Genomic DNA, 20287 nt, shown 5'->3' on the forward strand with positions numbered 1-20287 from the left:
CGAGGGTCATGCCGAAACGACGTCGGTGGACAGCATGAACTCACGGAACACCCCGTCGGAGATCGCATACAGCCGCGCCATCACCGACTTCAGAAACACGCTGGTGCCCGGAGCGAGCAGGGCATCCATGCGCGCGTAGCGCAGCTCCGAGGCCAGCGCCCCGCACTGGCGCAGCACTTCCAGGCGACGCCCGGCCGCAAGGCTTTCGATGTTGCGATGGATCGCCGCCGTGCACGCCGCCAGCGAGCGCGGCATGTCGGCGCGCAGCACCAGCAGCTCGGCGACGCGCGCCGGGGTGACCGTGTCTCGATAGATCTTGCGGTAGGTCTCGAAGGCCGAGATCGCCTGCAGCAGGGCTGAGAGCCGGTAGTACTCGACTGCGCTGCGGGCCTCCTGCTCGGGGCGCTGGCGGGTTTCGCCGAAGTACATGTCGAGCAGGCGCAGGCTGTTGTCCGCGCGCTCCAGGAACGTGCCCAGCTGCAGAAACGTGTAGGCCTCGTCGCGCACCAGGGTGCCCAGGGTGATGCCGCGAAAGGCCGCTGATCGCCGCTTCACCCAGTCGAGAAACTGCGGCAGACCTTCGCTGTTGAGCTGATCCCAGTCGAAGTCGCGCACGCGCATCCAGCTGGAGTTCAAGTCCTCGTACATCTCGGCGCTGATCGCGCCGCGCTGGGCGCGGCCGGATTCGCGCGCGGCGTGCAGGCAGGCGTAGATCGACGAGGGATTCTCGGCGTCGAAGATCAGGAACTGCAGCACCGCGTGCTCGTCCAGGCGTCCGTGCCGTCGCGCGTACGCTTCCTCAAGCCCGAGCGCGCTCAGCGCCGAGCCCCAGGACTCGGTCAGCGCCCGGCCTTTCTCCAGACGATCGGGCAGCAGGGCCACGCGGTGCGCGTAGTCGATCAGGCGCGCACAGTTGTCGACGCGCTCGATGTGGCGCGCCATCCACAGCAGGTCACTGGCAGTCCGGCACAGCATCAGGCGTCCTCCTCCAGCACCCAGGTGTCCTTGGTTCCGCCGCCCTGCGAGCTGTTGACCACCAGCGAGCCCTCGCGCAGGGCCACGCGGGTCAGGCCGCCCGGCACGATGCGCACCTCCTCACCGGACAGCACATAGGGCCGCAGATCGACGTGGCGCGGCGCGATACCGGCGGCAACAAAGGTCGGACAGGTCGACAGCGCAAGCGTCGGCTGGGCGATGTAGCCCGCCGGATTGGCGAGAATGCGCTGGCGGAAGTCCTCGATCTCGGCGCGCGTCGAAGCCGGGCCGATCAGCATGCCGTAGCCGCCCGCGCCCTGGGTCTCCTTGACCACCAGCTGGTCGAGATGATCGAGCGCGTACTTCAGCGCTTCCGGCTCGCGCAGCTTCCACGTCGGCACGTTGTTGAGGATGGGCGCTTCGTCCAGGTAGAAGCGGATCATGTCCGGCACATAGGGGTAGATCGACTTGTCGTCGGCCACGCCGGTGCCGATCGCGTTCGCCAGGTTCACCCGGCCGGCGCGGTAGGCGCGCATCAGGCCGGGCACGCCGAGCATCGAATCCGAGCGGAACACTTCGGGGTCGAGAAAGTCGTCGTCGATGCGCCGATAGAGCACGTGCACGCGCTGCGGCCCGCGGGTGGTGCGCATGTAGAGCGTGTCGTCGCGGACAATCAGGTCCTGGCCTTCAACCAGCTCCACGCCCATCTGCTGGGCCAGGAAGGCGTGTTCGTAGTAGGCCGAGTTGTAGGCGCCCGGCGTCAGCAGGGCCACGGTGGGCTCCTCGGCGCCGGCCGGCGCCACGCTGCGCAGGATGTCGATCAGCGCGTCGGGGTAGTCTTCGACCGGCGCGATGCTCTGCCGGCCGAACAGCTCCGGGAACAGGCGCATCATCATCTTGCGGTTCTCAAGCATGTAGGACACGCCCGAGGGCACGCGCAGGTTGTCCTCCAGCACGTAGTACTCGCCGTCGCCCGCACGCACCACGTCGATGCCAGCGATGTGGGCATAGACGCCGCCCGGCAGGGCCAGCCCGCGCATCTCCGGCCGGTACTGACTGTTGAACAGCACCAGCTCGCGCGGGATCACGCCGGTCTCGACGATGCGCTGTGCGCCGTAGATGTCGGCCAGAAAGGCGTTCAGCGCGCGCACGCGCTGGCGCAGGCCGGCATCGAGCGTGGCCCACTCATGCGCCGGGATGATGCGCGGGATGATGTCGAAAGGAATCAGCCGCTCGGTGCCGGACTTCTCGCCGTAGACGGTGAAGGTGATGCCGACCCGGTGGAAGGCCAACTCAGCCTCGCGGCGCTTCTGCGCGATGCGCGGCTCGGGTGTGCCCTGCAGCCACTCGTGGAACGGTCGGTAGTGCGGCCGGACGGCCTCGTCCTGCCCTGCGGGCAGATGCATCTCGTCATAGAACCTGGCTGTCACGCGAAGCGGCCCCCCAAAGGCTCGACAGGCAGCGAGCCCAAGGCGCTGCCCGGCACGCGCCGCGACTCCCCCGAGCCGAACCGCGCGTGCTGCAGCGCAATAACGCACAGCGCGCGCGGAAGATCAAGAGCGGCCGGGGCAGGCCGACGAATCGCGATGCGCTGGCCGCAGAAACAGCGAAGGCGGCGCTGCAGGCGCCGCCTTCGCGAGTGAGGCGATTGCGGGTCGGCTTACTCGGCCATCACCACGCGGGTGCCGGCCAAGAGATCGGAGATGCGGCGGCGGTCGTCGCGGAAGATGAAAAGCGCGTCGATCAGGCCATAGAGCGCCCCAAGAAATGGCACCAGCTGGGCGAGCTGCACCACGCCGTAGCGCAGGCCGATCAGCTTGACGAACTCCGGCTTGTTGCCGCTCTCGTCGACGATCTTCATTTTCAGCAGCTTCTTGGCGATGGTCTGGCCCGACTGGTTCAGGAAGTAGCCCTGGATAGCCACGAAGACGATGAAGCCGAAAATCGTGAACCCCGCGCTGGCAAGAAAGCCGGGCTGCTGACCAGTCGAGACCAGACCCCAGAACAGCATGAAATAGATGGGTAGGATCACCACCAACTGGATGATGAGGTCGATGATGGCGCCCCCGAGCCGCAGCCAGGGCGAGGCCAGCTCACCCACGGTGTGCGCCACGTCGGTGACTTGGGCCTGCGGCGCGGCGTAAGGGTTCTGGGGCGGCGTCTGGTTCGGGTCCATGCAGCAACTCCTCTGGAAAGCCGGCGGGCCCGGCCGGCGGCGAGTGTAGCAGCGAGGTGAAGACCGCTGATCGGCGACAGGCGTTGTCACCTGCCGCGCGCGCACCCATCCTTGCCGCCCGTCACTTCCACAGGAATGCGCTGCATGGACGTCTCGAACTGGCTGCCGATCGCCCTGCACGCCCTGGCCGTGCTGCTGATTCTGATCGGGCTCGCCGGCACGATCCTGCCGGCGCTGCCGGGGATTCCGCTGATGCTGGGCGGCATGATCCTGTCCGCCTGGGTCGGCGACTTCGAGCAGGTCGGCTGGGGTTGGATCGCAGCGCTCGCGGTGCTGACGGGTCTGGCTCTGCTGGCGGATTTCGTCGCCGGCTTGCTGGGTGCGAAGCGCGTCGGCGCCAGCGTCTGGGCGCTGGTCGGCGCGGCCGTGGGCACGGTGGCTGGACTGTTCTTCGGCATCTTCGGCCTGCTGCTTGGCCCGTTTCTCGGCGCCCTGCTCGGCGAGCTGATCGCCGGCAGCAGCCTGCAGCGCGCCACCCATGTCGGCGTCGGCGCATGGATCGGCTTCGTGGTCGGCGCCGTACTCAAGGTCGCGATCGCCTTCATGATGATCGGGCTGTTCGCGTTTGCGTGGATCTTCTGAGCTGCGGCTCAGGCTGCGTGGTGACGGCACCTTCAGGGCTTGGCCCCAGGCTTCCATAGCCGACCGAATTGCCGGCATGCTCGCGAGGGTCGAGCACCTCACCCGCGATGCGACTCGAGTCCTCTCCCGGTCCTCGTGCTCTGCGCTCGGGCGTTCGTCGGCGCGCGCGGCCTGCCGCGCGAGCGCGCCGCCTCACCCCCAATCCCCAATCCCATCGATCAATGACCGACACCTTCCTCTGGTTCGACCTCGAAACCTTCGGCCGCAGCCCGAGGACCAGCCGCATCGCCCAGTTCGCCGGCGTTCGCACGAACGCCGAGCTGGAGGTCGTCGATGCCCCGCTGATGCTGTACTGCCAGCCGGCGCTGGATCTGCTGCCCTCGCCCGAGGCCACGCTGATCACCGGCATCAGCCCGCAGCGTGCGCGCCGCGAAGGCTTGATCGAGCCCGAGTTCCTTGCCCGCGTGCACGAGGCCCTGGCCCAGCCGGGCACCTGCGCGGTCGGCTACAACAGCCTGCGCTTCGACGACGAGCACCTGCGCCACGCGCTGTACCGCAATTTCTTCGACCCCTACCCGCGCGAGTACGCGCGCGGCAACTCGCGCTGGGATCTGCTCGACCTCGCCCGCCTGCTCTACGCGCTGCGCCCTGCGGGCATCGAGTGGCCGACGCGCGAGGATGGTCTGCCCAGCTTCAAGCTGGAGCATCTCGCCCGCGCCAACGGCTGCGGCCACAGCCGTGCGCACGACGCGCTGTCCGACGTCGAAGCCCTGATCGACCTGGCCCGCGTGTTCCGCCGCGCCCAGCCGCGGATGTGGGAGTACTACTACAGCTTCCGCAAGAAGCCGCGCGCGCTCGGCCTGCTCGACGTCGCGAACATGACGCCGGTGCTGCATGTGTCGGGCATGTTCAGCGCCGAACACGGCTGTGCGGCGATCGTGGCGCCCATCGCCGAGCATCCGGTCGTGCCGGGGCGGATCATCGCCTTCGATCTGGGCACGGATCCGCAGTCGCTGCTCGACCTTGAACCCGATGAGATCGCTGATCGCCTCTACATCGCTCAAGCCGACCTGCCTGAAGGCGAGCAGCGTGTGGCGCTGAAGGAGATCCACCCCAACCGCTGCCCGGCTCTGATCGAACTGCGCCATGTCAGCGAGGCCGAGCTCGCGCGGCTGAAGCTCGACCGCGAACGCGCGCTGCACACGCAGGCCTTGCTGCGGCGGACCCCGGGCCTCGCCGAGAAGGTGCGCGCGGTGTTCGCACGCGGCCGCAGCTTCGAAAGCGAAGACGCCGACGGTGCGCTGTATGCGGGCTTTCTGCCTGACGCCGACCGCGCCCAATTCGAGACCCTGCGCCGCAGCCGCCCGGAACAGCTGGCCAGCTTCGAACCGCGTCTGAGCGATCCGCGCCTCAAGCAACTGCTGTTCCGCTATCGCGCGCGCAACTGGCCGCAAACGCTGTCTTTGGATGAGCAGGCGCGCTGGCGTGAGTATCTGCGGCAGCGGCTGGCGCCGGAGTCCGGGCTGTCGGAGTACGACCTTGAGAGCTACCCGGCACTGCTCGCGCAACTGCGGACCCAGCACGCCGCCGATCCGCAAGCTCTCGCCCTGTTCGACGCGCTGGCCGACTGGCATCGCGAGGTCCAGCGCGAGACCTAGGGTGGGTCTTGACCTACCAAAGCCCCATGGCTCCATAGGGTGGGTCTTGACCCACCAAAGCGGCCAGCACGACGAACGAAGCACGCAAGCGTGGGGCCGCGGTGCATGACCAACGCGGCGAAAGGTGTAGGCCGCGTTCCGGTGGGTCAAGACCCACCCTATGCGGTGCTCGCGCGGTCGCGCGGCCGCTGAACTGCGGGATCACCCAACCCCGGCCGCGCTCCCTGCCTCGGCTGACGCGCGCCGCGAGATCCAGCGCAGCCCATAGGGTGGGTCTTGACCTACCAAAGCCTCACGGCTCCATAGGGTGGGTCTTGACCCACCGAAGCTGCCAGCACGACGAACGAAGCACGCAAGCGCGGGGCCGCGCTGCATGACCGAAGCGGCGGCAGGTGTAGGCCGCGTTCCGGTGGGTCAAGACCCACCCTATGCGGTGCTCGCGCGGTCGCGCGGCCGCTGAACTGCGGGATCACCCAACCCCGGCCGCGCTCCCTGCCTCGGCTGACGCGCGCCGCGAGATCCAGCGCAGCCCATAGGGTGGGTCTTGACCCACCAAAGCCTCACGGCTCCATAGGGTGGGTCTTGACTCACCAAAGCGGCCAGCACGACGAACGAAGCACGCCAGCGTGGGGCCGCGGTGCAAGACCAACGCGGCGACAGGTGTGGGCCGCGTTTCGGTGGGTCAAGACCCACCCTGTGCGGTGCTCGCGCGGTCGCGCGGCCGCTGCACTGCGGGATCACCCAACCCCGGCCACGCTCGATGCCTTGGCTGACGCGCGCCGCGAGATCCAGCGCAGCCCATCGGGTGGGTCTTGACCCACCGAAGCCACACGGCTGCCGAGACGCCAGGTGCCCAGGCTGGAGCGCAGATGCGCAAGACTCACTCCACCAGCAGCCGCCGCACCACCGGCCCCGGCTGCTTGAGCCAGCCGAAGTGATCGGCGCGTCGCGGGGCGAATTCGGGGTCGTGCAGGGTTTCGATCTGCCAGCGCGCCTGCGGCGTCTTGGCGGCCAAGGCCTCCAGCGAGGCGCGCGGGCACAGCCAGTCGGAAGCCAGATGCAGGGCCCGCACTTCACCACGGAAATCGCGCAGCGCCTGCTCGGGATCGACCCTTCCGCCGCGGATGCGATAGCGCGCGCTGCGGCCGCTGTAGGACCAGTCGCGGATCAAGCCCCGCGCCTCGCGGCCGGCAAAGCCCAGACGTTCACCCGGGTAATGGCCGAGCAGGATCGCCGACAGCGGCATGAAGTGCAGGGCCGCGAAGATGCCCAGCCCGCGCAGGCGCGGATACGCGCGCCAGTCCGGCAGGCCGCTGGCCAGCACATGCACGCGCCGGAAGCGACCCGGCTGCAGCGCCGCCGAGATCAACGCCAGCTGGCCGCCAAGGCTGTGGCCGGCAATCGACCAGTCGAGCCCAGGAACGGCGGACTGCGCGGCCGCGAGCCCGGCGGGGATGTCCTGCTCCAACAGCTCGCGATAGCCCCAGTCGCAGCCTCGCGAGGCGCGTGCGCTGCTGCCGCCGAGACCGCGCCATTCATGGATGGCCACCGCGACACCGCATTCGGCCAGCGCGGAGGCAAAGGCCTCGTTGGGTCGAATGCCGACGCCCAGCGCCGGCAGCAGGTAGACGCCAGCAACCGGATCAGGCGGCATCACCAGACGAAGATCCGCCTCGGCGCCATCGGGGCTGCGCACGCGCAGGGTGGTGAACGCCGGCTGCATCGGAATCATGGGCGGAAACGGGATTATTGAACCGGCGGGTATGCTAACCCGCCGCAGCGGCATGCCACACTGCGCGCGTCGCGTTGCTCGCGACGCGCCGCTGTCATCCAAAGCCGCAGGGCCGACCATGCACAGGACCGACATGTCTCTCGCTCATCCGCTGCACCGCGAAGAGCTCATCAATGCGCTGACCCATGGCGTCGGCGCGTTCGCCAGCGCCGCCGCTGGCGCCGTGCTGATCACCCTGGCGGCCCTGTGGGGCGATGCCTGGCAGCTCGGCACCGCGATTGTTTTCGTGATAACCCTGCTGCTGCTCTACATCGCCTCGACTCTGTACCACGCGGCGCGGCACGGGCAGCTCAAACAGCGGCTCAAGGTGCTCGACCACTGCGCGATTTTTCTCCTTATCGCCGGCACCTATACGCCCTTCACCCTGCTCGGCCTGCGCGACAGCTGGGGCTGGACCCTGTTCGGCATCATCTGGGCCCTGGCCGTGCTGGGCGTGGTCTTCAAGCTGTTCTTCACCGGCCGCTTCCCGCGCCTGTCGACGATGATGTACGTGGCCATGGGCTGGCTGATCGTGATCGCGTTCGGCCCGATGGTGCAGGAGCTGTCGACCGCCACCATCGCCTGGCTTTTGGCCGGCGGCGTGGCCTACACCCTCGGCACGCTGTTCTATCACCGCGAGTCGCTGCCTTACGCACATGCCATCTGGCACCTGTTCGTGCTGGCCGGCAGCAGCTTCCATTTTGTCGCCGTCAGCACCCAGGTGCTGGCCTCGAACTACTGATGGCGGGTTTGCCGCGGGTGCTGCTGACGGGCTTCGAGCCCTTCGGCGGCGAGCCCATCAACCCCGCACTCGAAGTGCTGCACGAACTCTCGGGCGAGCGCATCGCCGGGCATCGCGTCGAGCCCGCGGCCCTGCCGGTCTGCTTCTCGGATGGCCCGCGCGCGCTGATCGACGCCATCGAACGCGTGAATCCGACCCTGGTGCTCTGCGTCGGTCAGGCAGGCGGCCGTGCGCGGATCTCGATTGAACGCGTGGCCATCAACCTCGCCGATGCGCGCATCGCCGACAACGCCGGCGCCCAGCCGATCGACCGCGCGCTGATCGAGGCTGCGCCCAGCGCCTACTTCTCGACCCTGCCGGTGAAGTCGCTGCACGCCAGCCTGAACCAGCACGGTGTGCCGGCCGAGCTGTCGCTCTCGGCCGGCACCTTCGTCTGCAATGCGGTGTTCTTCGCGCTGATGCATCACCTCGCCACGCAGCGCCCGGGCGTGCGCGGCGGTTTCCTCCACATTCCGTATCTGCCGGAGCAAGCCTGCAGGCATCCGGGCGCGCCGAGCATGTCGCTGGCGACGCTGGCCAAGGGCTTGGGCATCGCGATTGGCACGGCGCTGGAGACGGCGAGCGATCTGGTGGTGGCGGGGGGTGTGGAGTGTTGAACACCTCGCCCGGCTGGAAACAGCGAGGCAAGATCTCGCTGTGGCGATACACCGAGAATCAGAGGAACTTCCCGGGCTGGCACCTCAACGCGGATGGCGAGGGTTGCGCCTCACTCCTCGACATGATCGATGCCCTGCGCGGGCACCTTGGCAGCGAGCGCAACCTGCGTGTGTCCACGCCGACGCCTCGGCAACTCGCGGTTCCCAACAACCGGGCAGCCGCCTGGATCGCGCCGCAGCTCTGGATGATCCAGCATCACCCAGAACCGGAGCACTGGCACTTCGCCGGCGATTTGGAGCCAGCTACGCTTGTTGTGGGCGCGCACGGGCTGGATCGTCTGCGTGAGGGCGTGGCGGGAATTCCAGCCAAACAGGGCGATTACTCGATCGGCGCTGGCCGGCACCGCGAGTCCAGGCTTTGGTTCTGGTGGGGACCGGGCTGATCGCCAGCCGAGGGACTGGAGTCTCGCGCAAGGCCTTCCCCCTCTCCCCCGGCCCCTCTCCCACCAGGGGAGAGGGGTGCAAGAAGCGGCGTGGGCTCGCGCATGGGTCTTCGACACCTGCTGCCCGGACTTGAGCGAAGCCAAATCCTGAGCACGCGGAGCTTCAAGCCCCTCTCCCCTGGTGGGAGAGGGGTTGGGGAGCGGGGGATGAAGTCTCGCGCAGGTCTTCCCCCTCTCCCCCGGCCCCTCTCCCACCAGGGGAGAGGGGAGCAAGCAGCAGCCTCGCTCTGCACACGGGTCTTCAACGCGCGCTGCCCGACTTGAGCGAAGCCAAGTCCTGCTCCTCCACGGCGGTGCTATGGTCCGCCGCATGTCCGATACCCCCACTCCGCCCGCCCGCATCGAGCGCACGCCGCACGGCCTCGCGCTCAGCGGCGACTGGACGCTGGCGAATGCACGACCTTTGTCCGAGTCGGCGACTGCACTCGCAGGCATCGAGGCGGATGCGGCCTTCGACTGCGCAAGCCTGCGCCGCCTCGACACCTGCGGCGCTCTGATCCTGCTGCGTCTGCTGGCGCGCGCTGGGCACGCCGATGCCGTTGATCGCCTGCAGGGCCTGCGCCCGGCCGACGCCGATCTGCTGCGCCTGTTGATCGAACGCCGCAGTGCTCCTGCGCTGCCCAAGGAGCGCGCGCACGGTTTCATCGCCCTGCTGGCGCGCATGGGCGCGGCGCTGGAGAGCTTCTGGTTCGACACCCGCCAGCTGCTGGGCTTCATTGGTCTGACCCTGGTGACCTTGGCCAAGGTGCTGAGCGGGCGTCGCCGACTGCGCCTGACCTCGACGGTCTTCCACATGGAGCAGACCGGGCTCGATGCGGTGCCGATCGTGGCGCTGCTGACCTTTCTGGTCGGTGCGGTGGTGGCCTTTCTGGGCGCGACGGTGCTGCGCGATTTCGGCGCGTCCATCTTCACCGTCGAGCTGGTCGCCTATTCTTTTTTGCGCGAGTTCGGCGTGCTGCTCACTGCCATTCTGCTGGCCGGCCGCTCGGGCAGCGCCTTCACCGCGCAAATCGGATCCATGAAGAGCCGCGAGGAACTCGACGCCATCCGCGCGCTCGGTCTCGATGCGATCGAACTGCTAGTGCTGCCGCGCCTTCTGGCCCTGCTGGTCATGCTGCCTCTGCTGACCTTCATCGGCATGATCAGCGGCCTGCTCGGCGGTGCGCTGGTGGGCTCGGCCGCGCTCGACATCAGCCCCGGCATGTTCATCAGCCGGCTCTACGAGATGACCGAGATCCGGCACTTCTGGGTGGGCATGATCAAGGCGCCGATCTTCGCCTTCCTGATCGCCGTGGTCGGCTGCCTTGAGGGCATGAAGGTCGCCGGCAGCGCCGAGTCCGTCGGCCGCCACACCACCTCGGCGGTGGTGCAGTCGATCTTCCTGGTGATCCTGTTCGACGCCCTGTTCGCGATGTTCTTCATGGAGCTGGGCGTATGAGCGCGATCACGCGCGAGGCGGTGATCGAAGTGCGCGGGCTGATCTCGCAGTTCGGCGCGCAGCGCGTGCACGACGGTGTCGATCTCGATCTCTACCGCGGCGAGGTGCTGGGCGTGATCGGCGGCTCGGGAGCGGGCAAGTCGGTGCTGCTGCGCTCGATCGTGGGTCTGAAGCATCCCGACGGCGGCACGGTGCGCCTGTTTGGCGACGACACCACCCATCTCGACGAGGAAGCCCGCCGGCCGTATGAGCGGCGCTTCGGCCTGCTGTTCCAGGACGGCGCCCTGTTCTCCTCGCTGAGCGTGATCGAGAACGTCAAGGTGCCGCTGCTGGAGTACTACGACCTGCCCGAGGATCTGCTCGACGAGCTTGCGCTGCTGAAGATCCGCCTCACCGGCCTGCCGGCCGAGGCCGCGCACAAGTACCCGAGCCAGCTCTCGGGCGGCATGCGCAAACGCGCAGGCCTGGCGCGCGCGCTGGCGCTGGACCCTGAGATCCTGTTCCTCGATGAGCCCACCTCCGGCCTCGACCCGATTGGCGCAGCCGACTTCGATGCGCTGATCCGCACGCTCAGCGCGGCGCTCGGCCTCAGCGTGTTCCTGGTCACCCACGACATGGACAGCCTGTACGCGATCTGCGATCGCGTGGCTGTGCTGGCCGACGGCCGCGTGCAGGTGGCGGACACGGTCGACGTGGTCGAAGCGCATCCGCACCCGTGGATCCGCGAATGCTTCACCGGCCCGCGCGGCCGCAGCGCGCATGCGCAGACGATGAGGACCTGAGGCCATGGAAACCCGCGCCAACCACGTGCTGATCGGCAGCTTCGCGCTCGGCGTGCTCGTGCTCGCCTTCCTGTTCGTGCTGTGGCTGGGCAAACTCTCGCTCGACCGCGAATGGGCCTACTACGACGTGCTGTTCGCCGAGGCCGTCACCGGGCTCACCGTGGGCTCGGCGGTGCAGTACAACGGCATCCAGGTCGGCGAAGTGCGGCGCCTGCAGCTGGCGCCCGAAGACCCCAGCCAGGTGATCGCGCGCATCCGCGTCGGCAGCGATACGCCAATCAAGACCGACACCACGGCCAAGCTGACCTTCACCGGCCTGACCGGTGTCGCGATCATCCAGCTCGGCGGCGGCAGCGCCCAGGCCTCGCGACTGGAATCCACGGGCGATGAGGTGCCGCGCATCGTCGCCGAGGAATCGGCCCTGGCCAAGCTGTTCGCCTCCGGCGAAGACGTGGTGCTCAACGTCAACCAGCTGATGGCGCGGGCCTCGAACCTGCTCAGCCAGGACAACGTCGAGAAGGTCAGCGCCACGCTGGCACATATCGAATCGCTCAGCGCCACGCTGGCCGAACACGGCGACGCGGTCGGCAAGGCGCTGGAGGATCTTTCCGCCGCGGGCACCTCATTGCGGACCTCGCTGGCGCAGGCCGAGCAACTGCTGCAGCGGCTGGATTCCATCGCCACCCGCGCCGACGGCCTCTTGGCCAGCGATGCCCAGCCGATCCTGCGCAGCCTGCACGAGACGCTCGAAGCGACGCGACAGCTGGCCGACAGCACCCAGCAGCTGGTCGAGCACAACCGCGAAGCGATCGACCGTTTCGGCGAACAGGGCCTGCCGCAGCTGGCGCCCACCCTGGCCGAGCTGCGCGAGACGCTGGCGCGTCTGTCCACCCTCAGCCAGCGCATTGAGCGCGACGCCTCCGGCCTGCTGCTGGGCCGCGACCAGCCCAAGGAGTACGACCCGCAATGAGCGCTTTCCCGTGTATGCATGTGCCGCGGCGGGTTCTCGCGCGATGGGGCGCGGTGCTGGTGATCAGCGCACTCGGCGCCTGCGCCCTGCCGCAGGCGCGCGAGGGCGAGGCGCGGGTGTTCGCCTTGAGCGTCGACATGGAGTCGAACGTCGGCGCCAGCGCGAATCGCCAGCTGCTGATCGATGCGCCCGCGGCGGCGGGCCTGCTCGATTCGGAGCGCATCGTGGTGCGGGCCGCGGCGGATGAACTTGGACTGCTGCGCGGCGCGCGCTGGAGCGCGCCCCTGCCGCAGCTGTGGCAGGGGCTCATGATCCGCGCGATCGAGGACGATGGGCGTCTGCGCGCGGGGCGGGAGCGCGATGTTCTGGCCGGCGACGAGCGTGTCATCGGCGAGCTCCGCGCGTTCGAGTACGCCCGTGATGCGCAGCAGGTGCGCATTCACTTCCACGCCAAACGCGTGGATCGGCAGCAGCGCATCGTCGCGGAGCGCAGCTTCGAGGCGTCGGCCAACACGCGCGGCGGTGACGCCGCGGACGTCGTGGCAGCCTTCAATGCGGCAAGCGCGGCGGTCGTGTCCGAGATGATCGAATGGCTGGTGACGGAACAACCTTGAGGCGCCAGCGCGCGGCCCTTCGCGCAGGAGCCTTGCGCGGCAGCACTCGAATCGAGCCAGGCTTCGGACGTCGGCGGAACAAGCATCCCTTCCATCAGACCGAGGCGAGCGTGGACCTCATGGTGGGACAGGGCCCACCCTATCGAGTTTCATGCACAGGGTGGGCCAGTGCCCACCCTACCGACCCTTATGCATTGGGTGGGTCGGGGCCCACGCTCTCGCCCCTCACGCATAGGCTGGGCCCTCGCCCACCGCGAGCCGGACACTCTGGTGGGTCGCATCACTCGCATCGCCTGCCTCGCGGCTGGCGCCTCAAACACGCGTTGCGCATCGGTCGCATAGCTTAGCCCCTGCCTCACCTTCGACCCGCCTACGCGACACCGCACGGACCTGCACGCGACAAAACATATCTTTTCATCGCGATGGATGTATGGTTTCATCTGCCACCTGCCCAAGCCCCCGTCCAGCCGCCATGCCTGCCTTGCCGAACACCGCTCCCAGCGACCCCGCCAAACGCATCGACATCGTCCTGATCGGCGCCCGCGGCCGGGTCGGCAGCGCCTTTCGCCAGCGTCTGGCCGAGCGCCGCGAAGCCCTTCGCGCCAGCCTCGGGCTGGATCTGCGCCTGCGCGCAGCGTTTGATCGGCGCGGCCTGGCCGAACAGGAATCCGGTCTCGATCCGGTCGGCCTGGAGCCCGCGCTGCAGCCGCGCAGCGCCGGCGATCTCGAGCGCCTGTGGGCGCGCATCGGCAGCGCCGCCCACACGGTCGCCGTGGACTGCACGGCCAGCGATGACGTCGCGGCCGACTACCCCGCCCTGCTGGGCCGCGGCATCGCCATCGCCGCCGCCAACAAGCACGCCGGCGCGCGGCCCTGGGCCTTCTACAGCGCGCTGCAGGACCGTGCGCGCCGCACGCCCTGGCACTACGAAACCACCGTCGGCGCCGCGATCCCCGTGCTCGGCCCGCTGCGCGACCTGCGCCTGCGCGGCGAGCGCGTGCTCGGCATTCGTGGGCTGCTGTCGGGCTCGCTGTCCTACCTGCTCTCGCGACTGCACGAGGGCGTGGCGTTTTCCGACGCCGTCATCGAAGCCCGCGAGCTTGGCTACACCGAGCCCGATCCGCTGGAAGACCTCGGTGGCCAGGACGTGGCGCGCAAGCTGCTGATCCTCGGGCGCGAGGCTGGCTTCACGCTCGATGCCCAGCACATCGCCGTCGAGCCGCTGACCCGCGCGCGCGCCGTGCACGGCGAAGCCCTGCTGCAGGCGCTGAGGGCCGAAGACGCGGGCTGGCGCGAGCGCATCGCCGCGGCGCAGGCGCGGGGCGAGCGTCTGGTCGTGGTCGGTGAAGTCAGCCCTGCAGGCGGTCGCGTCGGCGTCGCCTCGCTGCCGCTGGAGGATGTGCTCGCCAGCGCGCGGCCGCGCGAGAACGTGCTGGAAATCCGCACCGACTTGCAGCAGCAGCCGCCGCTGACCCTGCGCGGGCCCGGTGCCGGCGCCGAAGTCACCGCGGCCGGCGTGTTCAGCGACGTGCTGGCGGCCGCACAGCGTTTGGGCCGCTGAGAGCCAGCGCGCCCGCCGACTGCAGGCGATCGGAGGGTTTCCCGCACGCCCACGCACCGGCACCACGCAGCTCGCACGCATCCGTCAACGCAGGACTCCAATCGAGCCGAATCGAAGCGTGGGTCACTCAGCCACGGCTGAGCAGGAACTCCGCCAGCGCCAGATCGGCCGGCGTGGTGATCTTGAGATTGTCGTCCGCGCCTTCGACCAGCAGAGGCTGCGCGCCTGCGCGCTCCATGGCCATGGCCTCGTCGGTGACCGCGAGCGACTGCGCCTCGGCCGCTTGCAGTGCCGCGAGCAAGGCCTGCAGGGGAAACAGCTGCGGCGTCAGCGCGCGCCACAGGCCTGCGCGCGGCTCGGTGCCGAGCGAGCGCTGAGCGGAAGCGGATCGCGACGGATCGACGCGCTTCAGCGTGTCGCGCACCGGCGCCGCCAGCAGACCGCCCTCGCCAGCCGCGAGGCAACGCGCGACCAGCCGATCGAGATCTTGCGCACGCAGACACGGCCGCGCCGCGTCGTGCACCAGCGCCCACAGCGCCGCGGCATCCTCGCGCGCGGCCAGCAAGCTGAGCGCTGCGCGCACGCTGTCGGCACGCTCGGCGCCGCCGTCCACGCGCAGCACGGGCTTGCCCGCAAGCGCGCTCCAGCCCGGCCAGCGCGCGTCGCCCGCGCTCAGCGCCACCACTGCACCCGCCACTTCGGGATGGGCCAGCACCGCGCGCAGGCTGTGTTCGAGCACGCTGCGGCCGGCCAGCTTCAGGTACTGCTTTGGCACGGCGGAGCCCATGCGCTGGCCGCTGCCGGCGGCGGGCAGCACGGCCCAGATGCGCGGGTTCATTGCTGCGGGCGCACTGCAGGCGCCGCCGCGTCCTCGGCCTCGACGGGCTCCGCAGGCGGCGGCGGTTCAGGCACCTTGTCGCCGTCGACCACGCGGTAGAACACCTCACCGGGCTGGATCATGCCCAGCTCGGCGCGCGCGCGCTCCTCAACGGCCGAGGCGCCTTCCTTCAGGTCGACCACTTCGGCTTCGAGCGCGGCGTTGCGCTGCTCCAGCTGGCCGTTCTCCACGCGCTGCCGCTCCACCGATTTCGCCAGGTCCTCGACCTGGGCCCGCCCTCCCGCACCCGTCCACAGCTGCACCTGCAGGTAGACCAGCAGGGCAAGCAACACAAGGATGGCGAGTCGGAACATGCGGGCCCAGGCGGGGCGCAGCGGCTCAGCGGAAGTGTTTCAGCTGCGGAAACGCGGCCCGACCGGCGTAGCGCGCACCCGCGCCCAGCGCTTCCTCGATACGCAGCAGCTGGTTGTACTTGGCCACGCGATCCGAGCGGCACAGCGAGCCGGTCTTGATCTGGGTCGCCGTGGTCGCCACCGCGATATCGGCAATCGTCGTGTCCTCGGTCTCGCCCGAGCGGTGCGAGATCACCTGCGCGTAGTTGGCGGCCTCGGCCATGGCGATGGCCTCCAGGGTCTCGGTCAGGGTGCCGATCTGGTTGACCTTGATCAGGATGGCGTTGCCGATGCCCTTGGCGATGCCCTCGCGGAAGATCTTGGGGTTGGTCACAAACAGGTCGTCACCGACCAGCTGGACGTTCTCGCGCAGGCGCGCGGTCAGGCCGGCCCAGCCGTCCCAGTCGTCCTCGGCCATGCCGTCTTCGATGGTGATGATCGGGTACTGGCGTGACCAGCCGGCAAGGAAGTCGGCGAACTGCTCCGACGACAGGCGCTGGCCTTCGCCGACCAGCTGGTACTTGCCGTTCTCGTAGAACTCGGAGGCCGCGCAGTCGAGGCCGAGGTAGATGTCTTCGCCGGCGCGGTAGCCGGACTTGCCGATCGCCTCCAGGATGACTTCGACGGCTTCCTCGTTCGAGCGCAGGTCCGGCGCGAAGCCGCCCTCGTCGCCCACGGCCGTCGACAGGCCGCGGCCCTTCAGCACCGACTTCAGCGCGTGGAAAATCTCGGTGCCAGCGCGCAGGGCCTCGGCGAAGTTCGGCAGGCCGACCGGCAGCACCATGAACTCCTGCATGTCGACGTTGTTATCCGCGTGTGCGCCGCCGTTGATGATGTTCATCATCGGCACCGGCAGCACCGCCTGGCGATCGCCCAGCAGATGTCTCCACAGCGGCAGCCCGCGCGCCGCGGCCTGCGCATGCGCATTGGCCAGCGACACGCCGAGCAGCGCATTGGCGCCGAGGTGGCTCTTGGTCTCGGTGCCGTCGAGTTCGATCATGCGCTGGTCCAGACCCGCCTGATCGGCGCCGTCAAAGCCGCGCAGGGCGTCGTTGATCGCGCCGCGCACATTGCCGACCGCGCGGGTCACGCCCTTGCCGAGGTAGCGCGTGCGGTCACCGTCGCGCAGCTCGACGGCCTCGCGGGTGCCCGTCGACGCGCCCGAGGGCACGGCGGCGCGGCCGACCTGGCCGGACTCCAGCGTGACTTCGGCTTCGAGCGTGGGATTGCCGCGGGAGTCGAGGATTTCGCGGGCGTGGATGCTGCGGATCGTGCTCATGGCGTCTCGGGTTCCGTGGAAAGGGATCGAAGGGTGGCGCGGACTTCTGAAAGCTCGGTTGTGTCGGGGTCGCCAGCGCTACGGTAGGCGCCCAGGCCAAACGATCCGGAGAAGTGGCCTACAAAGTGTCTGCCGAAATCCGGTTCGGGAGGCTGCAACACGAATACATAATCCCAACCGGGCAATAGCCCCAGGCTGCAGTTCCCGGCAGCTAGCGGAAGATCGTACACACGGCCTTCAGCGGGAGGCTTGCCCTTCAGGGTCTCGATCAACCGGTAGGACGCCTCGATCAGAGGCTCACCAAGATCATCAGGGTCGACATCAGCCAAAGCCTCAGGCGGCAGCAGTTCCTCAGGTAGCACCTCGCGAGCAACAGTCACGCGAGCAATGAACACCGCTTCAGCCGACTCAAGCTGCTGCCTAAGCGAAGGCGCGCCACCCTTCATGCTGCAGGCACCCGCCTGCCCGAAGGGCAGCATCAGGCCCAGCACAGCCGCGAAGCCGCCAGCGGCACGGCCGCCCGCCGTGGACAGCGGCGCTGGCGGCCGCACTCGGCCTTGGACGCTTTCGGCTGAACCACTGCGTATTGGCATCGGCACGCGCCCGCTCAGCCCATCTCGATAAACGGCCGCTTCTTCACAACCCGGTCGAGCTCGACCAGGCTTTCGAGCAGCTCGGCCATGCGGCCCAGCGGCCAGGCGTTGGGGCCGTCGGACAGCGCCTTCTCAGGATCGGGATGCGTCTCGGCGAACAGGCCGGCGATGCCCACGGCGACCGCGGCGCGCGACAGCACCGGCACGAACTCGCGCTGGCCGCCGCTCTTGCCGCCGGCGCCGCCGGGCAGCTGCACCGAATGGGTGGCGTCGAACACCACCGGGCAACCGGTGTCGCGCATCACGCTCAGACTGCGCATGTCGCTGACGAGATTGTTGTAGCCGAAGCTCACCCCGCGCTCGCAGGCCATGATCTGGGTGTTGCCGGTGGCCAGCGCCTTGTCGGTGACGTGCTTCATCTCCCAGGGCGAGAGGAACTGGCCCTTCTTGATGTTCACCGGCTTGCCGGCGCGCGCGACCTTCTGGATGAAGTCGGTCTGCCGGCACAGGAAGGCCGGCGTCTGCAGCACGTCGACCACGCTGGCGACCTCGTCCATCGGCGTGTACTCGTGCACGTCGGTCAGCACCGGCACGCCGAGCTGGCGTTTCACTTCCGCCAGCACCTTCAGACCTTCTTCCATGCCCGGGCCGCGGAAGCTGGTGGCCGAGGTGCGGTTGGCCTTGTCGAAGCTCGACTTGAAGATGAAGGGCACTCCGAGCTTGTAGGTGATTTCCTTGAGCGTGCCGGCGGTGTCGATTTGCAGCTGCAGGGACTCGATCACGCAGGGCCCGGCGATCAGGAACAGCGGCTTGTCGAGGCCGACTTCAAACCCGCAGAGATTCATGCGCTGGCCTCCTTCGCGGCAGCGGCCTTGTAGTCGCGCGCGGCGCGGATGAAGCCGATGAACAGCGGATGGCCGTCGCGCGGGGTCGAAGTGAACTCGGGATGGAACTGGCAGGCCACGAACCACGGATGCGTGTCGCGCGGCAGCTCGACGATCTCGACCAGCAGGTCGTCCATCGATTTGCCGGCGACCACCAGGCCCGCGTCCTCCAGCTGGGTGCGGTAGTAGTTGTTGAACTCGTAGCGGTGACGGTGGCGCTCGGCGATGACGTCTTTGCCATAGAGCTCGCGCGCACGGGTATTCGGCTTGAGCCGGCAGTCCTGCAGGCCGAGGCGCATGGTGCCGCCGAGGTCGGAGGCTTCGGTGCGACGCTCGACTTCGCCGGTCGAGGTGCGCCACTCGGTGATCAGGCCGATCACCGGATGCGCGACGCTGCGATCGTTCTCGGTGGTGTTGGCCCCGCTCAGGCCCGCCACGTTGCGGGCGAAATCCACCACCGCCGCCTGCATGCCGTAGCAGATGCCGAAATACGGGATGCCCCGCTCGCGCGCATGCTGCACGGTGCGCACCTTGCCCTCGAAGCCGCGATCGCCGAAGCCGCCGGGCACCAGGATGGCGTCGACGCCGTCGAGCACCGACGGACCTTCGCGCTCGACCTCCTCCGACTCGATCCACTTCAGCCGCACGCGCGTGCGCTGGCGCAGACCACCGTGCTTCAGCGCCTCGCCCACCGACTTGTAGGCGTCCTGATGATCGACGTACTTGCCGACCACGGCGACGGTGACTTCATCCACGGGATGGTCGACCGCATCGATCACTTCCATCCAGTCGCCCAGCTCGGCCGCGCGCTTGGCCGGCAGGTGCAGCTGGCGCACCACCAGCTCGTCGAGCTGCTGCTCGTGCAGCCAGGGCACGATGCTGAAGATGTTGGCGACGTCGATCGCCGAGATCACCGCCTTCTCGGGCACGTTGGTGAACAGGGCGATCTTGCGACGCTCGCCCTCGGGCAGCGGCTGCTCGCAGCGGCACAACAGCACATCGGGCTGGATGCCAATGCTGCGCAGCTCCTTCACCGAATGCTGGGTCGGCTTGGTCTTCAGCTCGCCGGCGGCGGCGATGTAGGGCACCAGCGTGAGGTGCATGAACAGGGCCTTGTCCGGCCCGCGCTCGCTGCGGATCTGGCGGATGGCCTCAAGAAACGGCAGTGACTCGATGTCGCCGACCGTGCCGCCGATCTCGACCAGGCCGACATCGAAGCCCGCGGTCGCGGCGTCGATGCAACGCTTGATCTCATCGGTGATGTGCGGGATCACCTGCACCGTCGCGCCGAGATAGTCGCCGCGGCGCTCTTTGCGGATGACGTTCTCGTAGATGCGACCGGTGGTGATGCTGTTCATGCGGCCGAGCCGCGTGCGCACGAAGCGCTCGTAGTGGCCGAGGTCGAGGTCGGTTTCGGCGCCGTCGTCGGTGACGTAGACCTCGCCGTGCTGGAAGGGGCTCATCGTGCCGGGATCGACGTTGATGTACGGATCCAGCTTCATGAGCGTCACGCGCAGACCGCGCGATTCGAGAATGGCCGCGAGTGCGGCCGATGCGATGCCCTTGCCAAGCGAGGACACCACGCCACCGGTGACGAAGATCAGGGGAGTCATGTGTAGACACGCAGCGGGAAAACGCGATTCTACAGGCGGAAGGCGCGGGCCGCCTCAGCGGGCAAGCCCGACGCTGCCGAAGAGCGTGCTAATCCGTCACGCGCGGCATGCGCAACCCCTGGATGAACCGAAGAGACTGCCAGGGCCACTCGGATCCAGTCCGCCTTGGGCTTGATCCGTGGTACCGAGTCTCGCGCGAG

Annotated in this window: 20 protein-coding genes; 10 read left to right on the forward strand and 10 right to left on the reverse strand. The window is 68.6% G+C overall.

The window, feature by feature from the left end:
* Window positions 1–6: 6 nt before the first annotated feature.
* From H4O13_08440 to H4O13_08450, 3 genes are all read right to left on the reverse strand, one after another.
* The gene (locus tag H4O13_08440; GenBank protein ID MBE5315413.1) at window positions 7–975 is read right to left on the reverse strand and encodes an alpha-E domain-containing protein; all 969 of its coding nucleotides are present in this window, start codon (window positions 973–975) and stop codon (window positions 7–9) included.
* Window positions 975–2381, reverse strand: coding sequence for a circularly permuted type 2 ATP-grasp protein (locus tag H4O13_08445; protein ID MBE5315414.1), 1407 nt, complete (start codon window positions 2379–2381; stop codon window positions 975–977). The genes H4O13_08440 and H4O13_08445 overlap by 1 nt, the downstream gene beginning before the upstream one ends.
* A 254-nt stretch (window positions 2382–2635) precedes the next feature.
* Complete coding sequence (locus tag H4O13_08450; GenBank protein ID MBE5315415.1) at window positions 2636–3151, reverse strand: RDD family protein; 516 nt, start codon at window positions 3149–3151, stop codon at window positions 2636–2638.
* A 144-nt stretch (window positions 3152–3295) separates the two neighbouring features.
* Here H4O13_08450 and H4O13_08455 point away from each other — a divergent pair, with 144 nt between their 5' ends.
* A complete protein-coding gene (locus tag H4O13_08455; protein MBE5315416.1) occupies window positions 3296–3793 on the forward strand; it encodes a DUF456 domain-containing protein in 498 nt (165 codons plus the stop codon).
* Window positions 3794–4014: 221 nt separating this feature from the next.
* A complete protein-coding gene (gene sbcB / locus H4O13_08460) occupies window positions 4015–5451 on the forward strand; it encodes an exodeoxyribonuclease I (GenBank protein MBE5315417.1) in 1437 nt (478 codons plus the stop codon).
* A gap of 880 nt (window positions 5452–6331) precedes the next feature.
* Here the strand turns inward: sbcB and H4O13_08465 are convergent.
* Window positions 6332–7183 (reverse strand): alpha/beta hydrolase, encoded by an 852-nt coding sequence (locus tag H4O13_08465; protein MBE5315418.1) that lies wholly within the window; start codon window positions 7181–7183, stop codon window positions 6332–6334.
* A 133-nt stretch (window positions 7184–7316) separates the two neighbouring features.
* Here H4O13_08465 and H4O13_08470 point away from each other — a divergent pair, with 133 nt between their 5' ends.
* The 8 genes from H4O13_08470 to H4O13_08505 all read left to right on the forward strand — a co-directional run bounded on the left by H4O13_08470 (window position 7317) and on the right by H4O13_08505 (window position 14488).
* A complete protein-coding gene (locus H4O13_08470) occupies window positions 7317–7964 on the forward strand; it encodes a hemolysin III family protein (GenBank protein ID MBE5315419.1) in 648 nt (215 codons plus the stop codon).
* 8 nt (window positions 7965–7972) lie between these two features.
* A complete protein-coding gene (pcp, locus tag H4O13_08475; GenBank protein ID MBE5315420.1) occupies window positions 7973–8620 on the forward strand; it encodes a pyroglutamyl-peptidase I in 648 nt (215 codons plus the stop codon).
* Entirely contained in the window at window positions 8614–9063 is a 450-nt protein-coding gene (locus H4O13_08480; protein ID MBE5315421.1) for a hypothetical protein, read from the forward strand. The genes pcp and H4O13_08480 overlap by 7 nt, the downstream gene beginning before the upstream one ends.
* Before the next feature lie 370 nt (window positions 9064–9433).
* Window positions 9434–10561 carry an ABC transporter permease gene (locus H4O13_08485; GenBank protein ID MBE5315422.1) on the forward strand — a complete coding sequence of 376 codons (1128 nt, stop codon included), beginning with the start codon at window positions 9434–9436 and terminating at the stop codon, window positions 10559–10561.
* Entirely contained in the window at window positions 10558–11343 is a 786-nt protein-coding gene (locus tag H4O13_08490) for an ABC transporter ATP-binding protein (protein MBE5315423.1), read from the forward strand. Before H4O13_08485 ends, H4O13_08490 begins: the two co-directional genes overlap by 4 nt.
* A 4-nt stretch (window positions 11344–11347) precedes the next feature.
* On the forward strand, window positions 11348–12313 hold the full coding sequence (locus H4O13_08495) for an MCE family protein (GenBank protein ID MBE5315424.1): 966 nt from the start codon (window positions 11348–11350) through the stop codon (window positions 12311–12313).
* Window positions 12310–12927, forward strand: coding sequence for a membrane integrity-associated transporter subunit PqiC (locus H4O13_08500; GenBank protein MBE5315425.1), 618 nt, complete (start codon window positions 12310–12312; stop codon window positions 12925–12927). The genes H4O13_08495 and H4O13_08500 overlap by 4 nt, the downstream gene beginning before the upstream one ends.
* 472 nt (window positions 12928–13399) lie before the next feature.
* Window positions 13400–14488, forward strand: a complete 1089-nt coding sequence (locus H4O13_08505) for a hypothetical protein (protein MBE5315426.1) — start codon at window positions 13400–13402, stop codon at window positions 14486–14488.
* Between the two features lie 127 nt (window positions 14489–14615).
* Here H4O13_08505 and H4O13_08510 read toward each other — a convergent pair whose 3' ends face one another.
* The 6 genes from H4O13_08510 to H4O13_08535 all read right to left on the reverse strand — a co-directional run bounded on the left by H4O13_08510 (window position 14616) and on the right by H4O13_08535 (window position 20087).
* Entirely contained in the window at window positions 14616–15326 is a 711-nt protein-coding gene (locus H4O13_08510) for a 2-C-methyl-D-erythritol 4-phosphate cytidylyltransferase (protein MBE5315427.1), read from the reverse strand.
* The gene (ftsB, locus tag H4O13_08515; protein MBE5315428.1) at window positions 15323–15679 is read right to left on the reverse strand and encodes a cell division protein FtsB; all 357 of its coding nucleotides are present in this window, start codon (window positions 15677–15679) and stop codon (window positions 15323–15325) included. The genes H4O13_08510 and ftsB overlap by 4 nt, the downstream gene beginning before the upstream one ends.
* 25 nt (window positions 15680–15704) lie before the next feature.
* Window positions 15705–16997, reverse strand: a complete 1293-nt coding sequence (gene eno / locus H4O13_08520; protein ID MBE5315429.1) for a phosphopyruvate hydratase — start codon at window positions 16995–16997, stop codon at window positions 15705–15707.
* Window positions 16994–17488, reverse strand: coding sequence for a hypothetical protein (locus H4O13_08525; GenBank protein MBE5315430.1), 495 nt, complete (start codon window positions 17486–17488; stop codon window positions 16994–16996). Before H4O13_08525 ends, eno begins: the two co-directional genes overlap by 4 nt.
* 116 nt (window positions 17489–17604) lie before the next feature.
* Entirely contained in the window at window positions 17605–18435 is an 831-nt protein-coding gene (kdsA, locus tag H4O13_08530; GenBank protein MBE5315431.1) for a 3-deoxy-8-phosphooctulonate synthase, read from the reverse strand.
* Window positions 18432–20087, reverse strand: coding sequence for a CTP synthase (locus tag H4O13_08535; protein MBE5315432.1), 1656 nt, complete (start codon window positions 20085–20087; stop codon window positions 18432–18434). The genes kdsA and H4O13_08535 overlap by 4 nt, the downstream gene beginning before the upstream one ends.
* Window positions 20088–20287 lie beyond the last annotated feature (200 nt).

This window comes from Lysobacterales bacterium (assembly GCA_014946745.1).
In the GTDB taxonomy this organism is placed as follows: domain Bacteria; phylum Pseudomonadota; class Gammaproteobacteria; order Xanthomonadales; family Xanthomonadaceae; genus Aquimonas.

Excerpts from the sequence above, each read along its gene's own strand:
- kdsA (MBE5315431.1), bottom strand. The coding sequence starts at position 18,435 with ATGAATCTCTGCGGGTTTGAAGTCGGCCTCGACAAGCCGCTGTTCCTG.
- ftsB (MBE5315428.1), bottom strand. The coding sequence starts at position 15,679 with ATGTTCCGACTCGCCATCCTTGTGTTGCTTGCCCTGCTGGTCTACCTG.
- H4O13_08440 (MBE5315413.1), bottom strand. The coding sequence starts at position 975 with ATGCTGTGCCGGACTGCCAGTGACCTGCTGTGGATGGCGCGCCACATC.
- H4O13_08445 (MBE5315414.1), bottom strand. The coding sequence starts at position 2,381 with ATGCATCTGCCCGCAGGGCAGGACGAGGCCGTCCGGCCGCACTACCGA.
- H4O13_08500 (MBE5315425.1), top strand. The coding sequence starts at position 12,310 with ATGAGCGCTTTCCCGTGTATGCATGTGCCGCGGCGGGTTCTCGCGCGA.
- H4O13_08510 (MBE5315427.1), bottom strand. The coding sequence starts at position 15,326 with ATGAACCCGCGCATCTGGGCCGTGCTGCCCGCCGCCGGCAGCGGCCAG.
- H4O13_08490 (MBE5315423.1), top strand. The coding sequence starts at position 10,558 with ATGAGCGCGATCACGCGCGAGGCGGTGATCGAAGTGCGCGGGCTGATC.
- H4O13_08505 (MBE5315426.1), top strand. The coding sequence starts at position 13,400 with ATGCCTGCCTTGCCGAACACCGCTCCCAGCGACCCCGCCAAACGCATC.
- H4O13_08450 (MBE5315415.1), bottom strand. The coding sequence starts at position 3,151 with ATGGACCCGAACCAGACGCCGCCCCAGAACCCTTACGCCGCGCCGCAG.
- H4O13_08495 (MBE5315424.1), top strand. The coding sequence starts at position 11,348 with ATGGAAACCCGCGCCAACCACGTGCTGATCGGCAGCTTCGCGCTCGGC.
- H4O13_08485 (MBE5315422.1), top strand. The coding sequence starts at position 9,434 with ATGTCCGATACCCCCACTCCGCCCGCCCGCATCGAGCGCACGCCGCAC.
- sbcB (MBE5315417.1), top strand. The coding sequence starts at position 4,015 with ATGACCGACACCTTCCTCTGGTTCGACCTCGAAACCTTCGGCCGCAGC.
- H4O13_08535 (MBE5315432.1), bottom strand. The coding sequence starts at position 20,087 with ATGACTCCCCTGATCTTCGTCACCGGTGGCGTGGTGTCCTCGCTTGGC.
- H4O13_08465 (MBE5315418.1), bottom strand. The coding sequence starts at position 7,183 with ATGATTCCGATGCAGCCGGCGTTCACCACCCTGCGCGTGCGCAGCCCC.
- eno (MBE5315429.1), bottom strand. The coding sequence starts at position 16,997 with ATGAGCACGATCCGCAGCATCCACGCCCGCGAAATCCTCGACTCCCGC.
- H4O13_08470 (MBE5315419.1), top strand. The coding sequence starts at position 7,317 with ATGTCTCTCGCTCATCCGCTGCACCGCGAAGAGCTCATCAATGCGCTG.
- H4O13_08455 (MBE5315416.1), top strand. The coding sequence starts at position 3,296 with ATGGACGTCTCGAACTGGCTGCCGATCGCCCTGCACGCCCTGGCCGTG.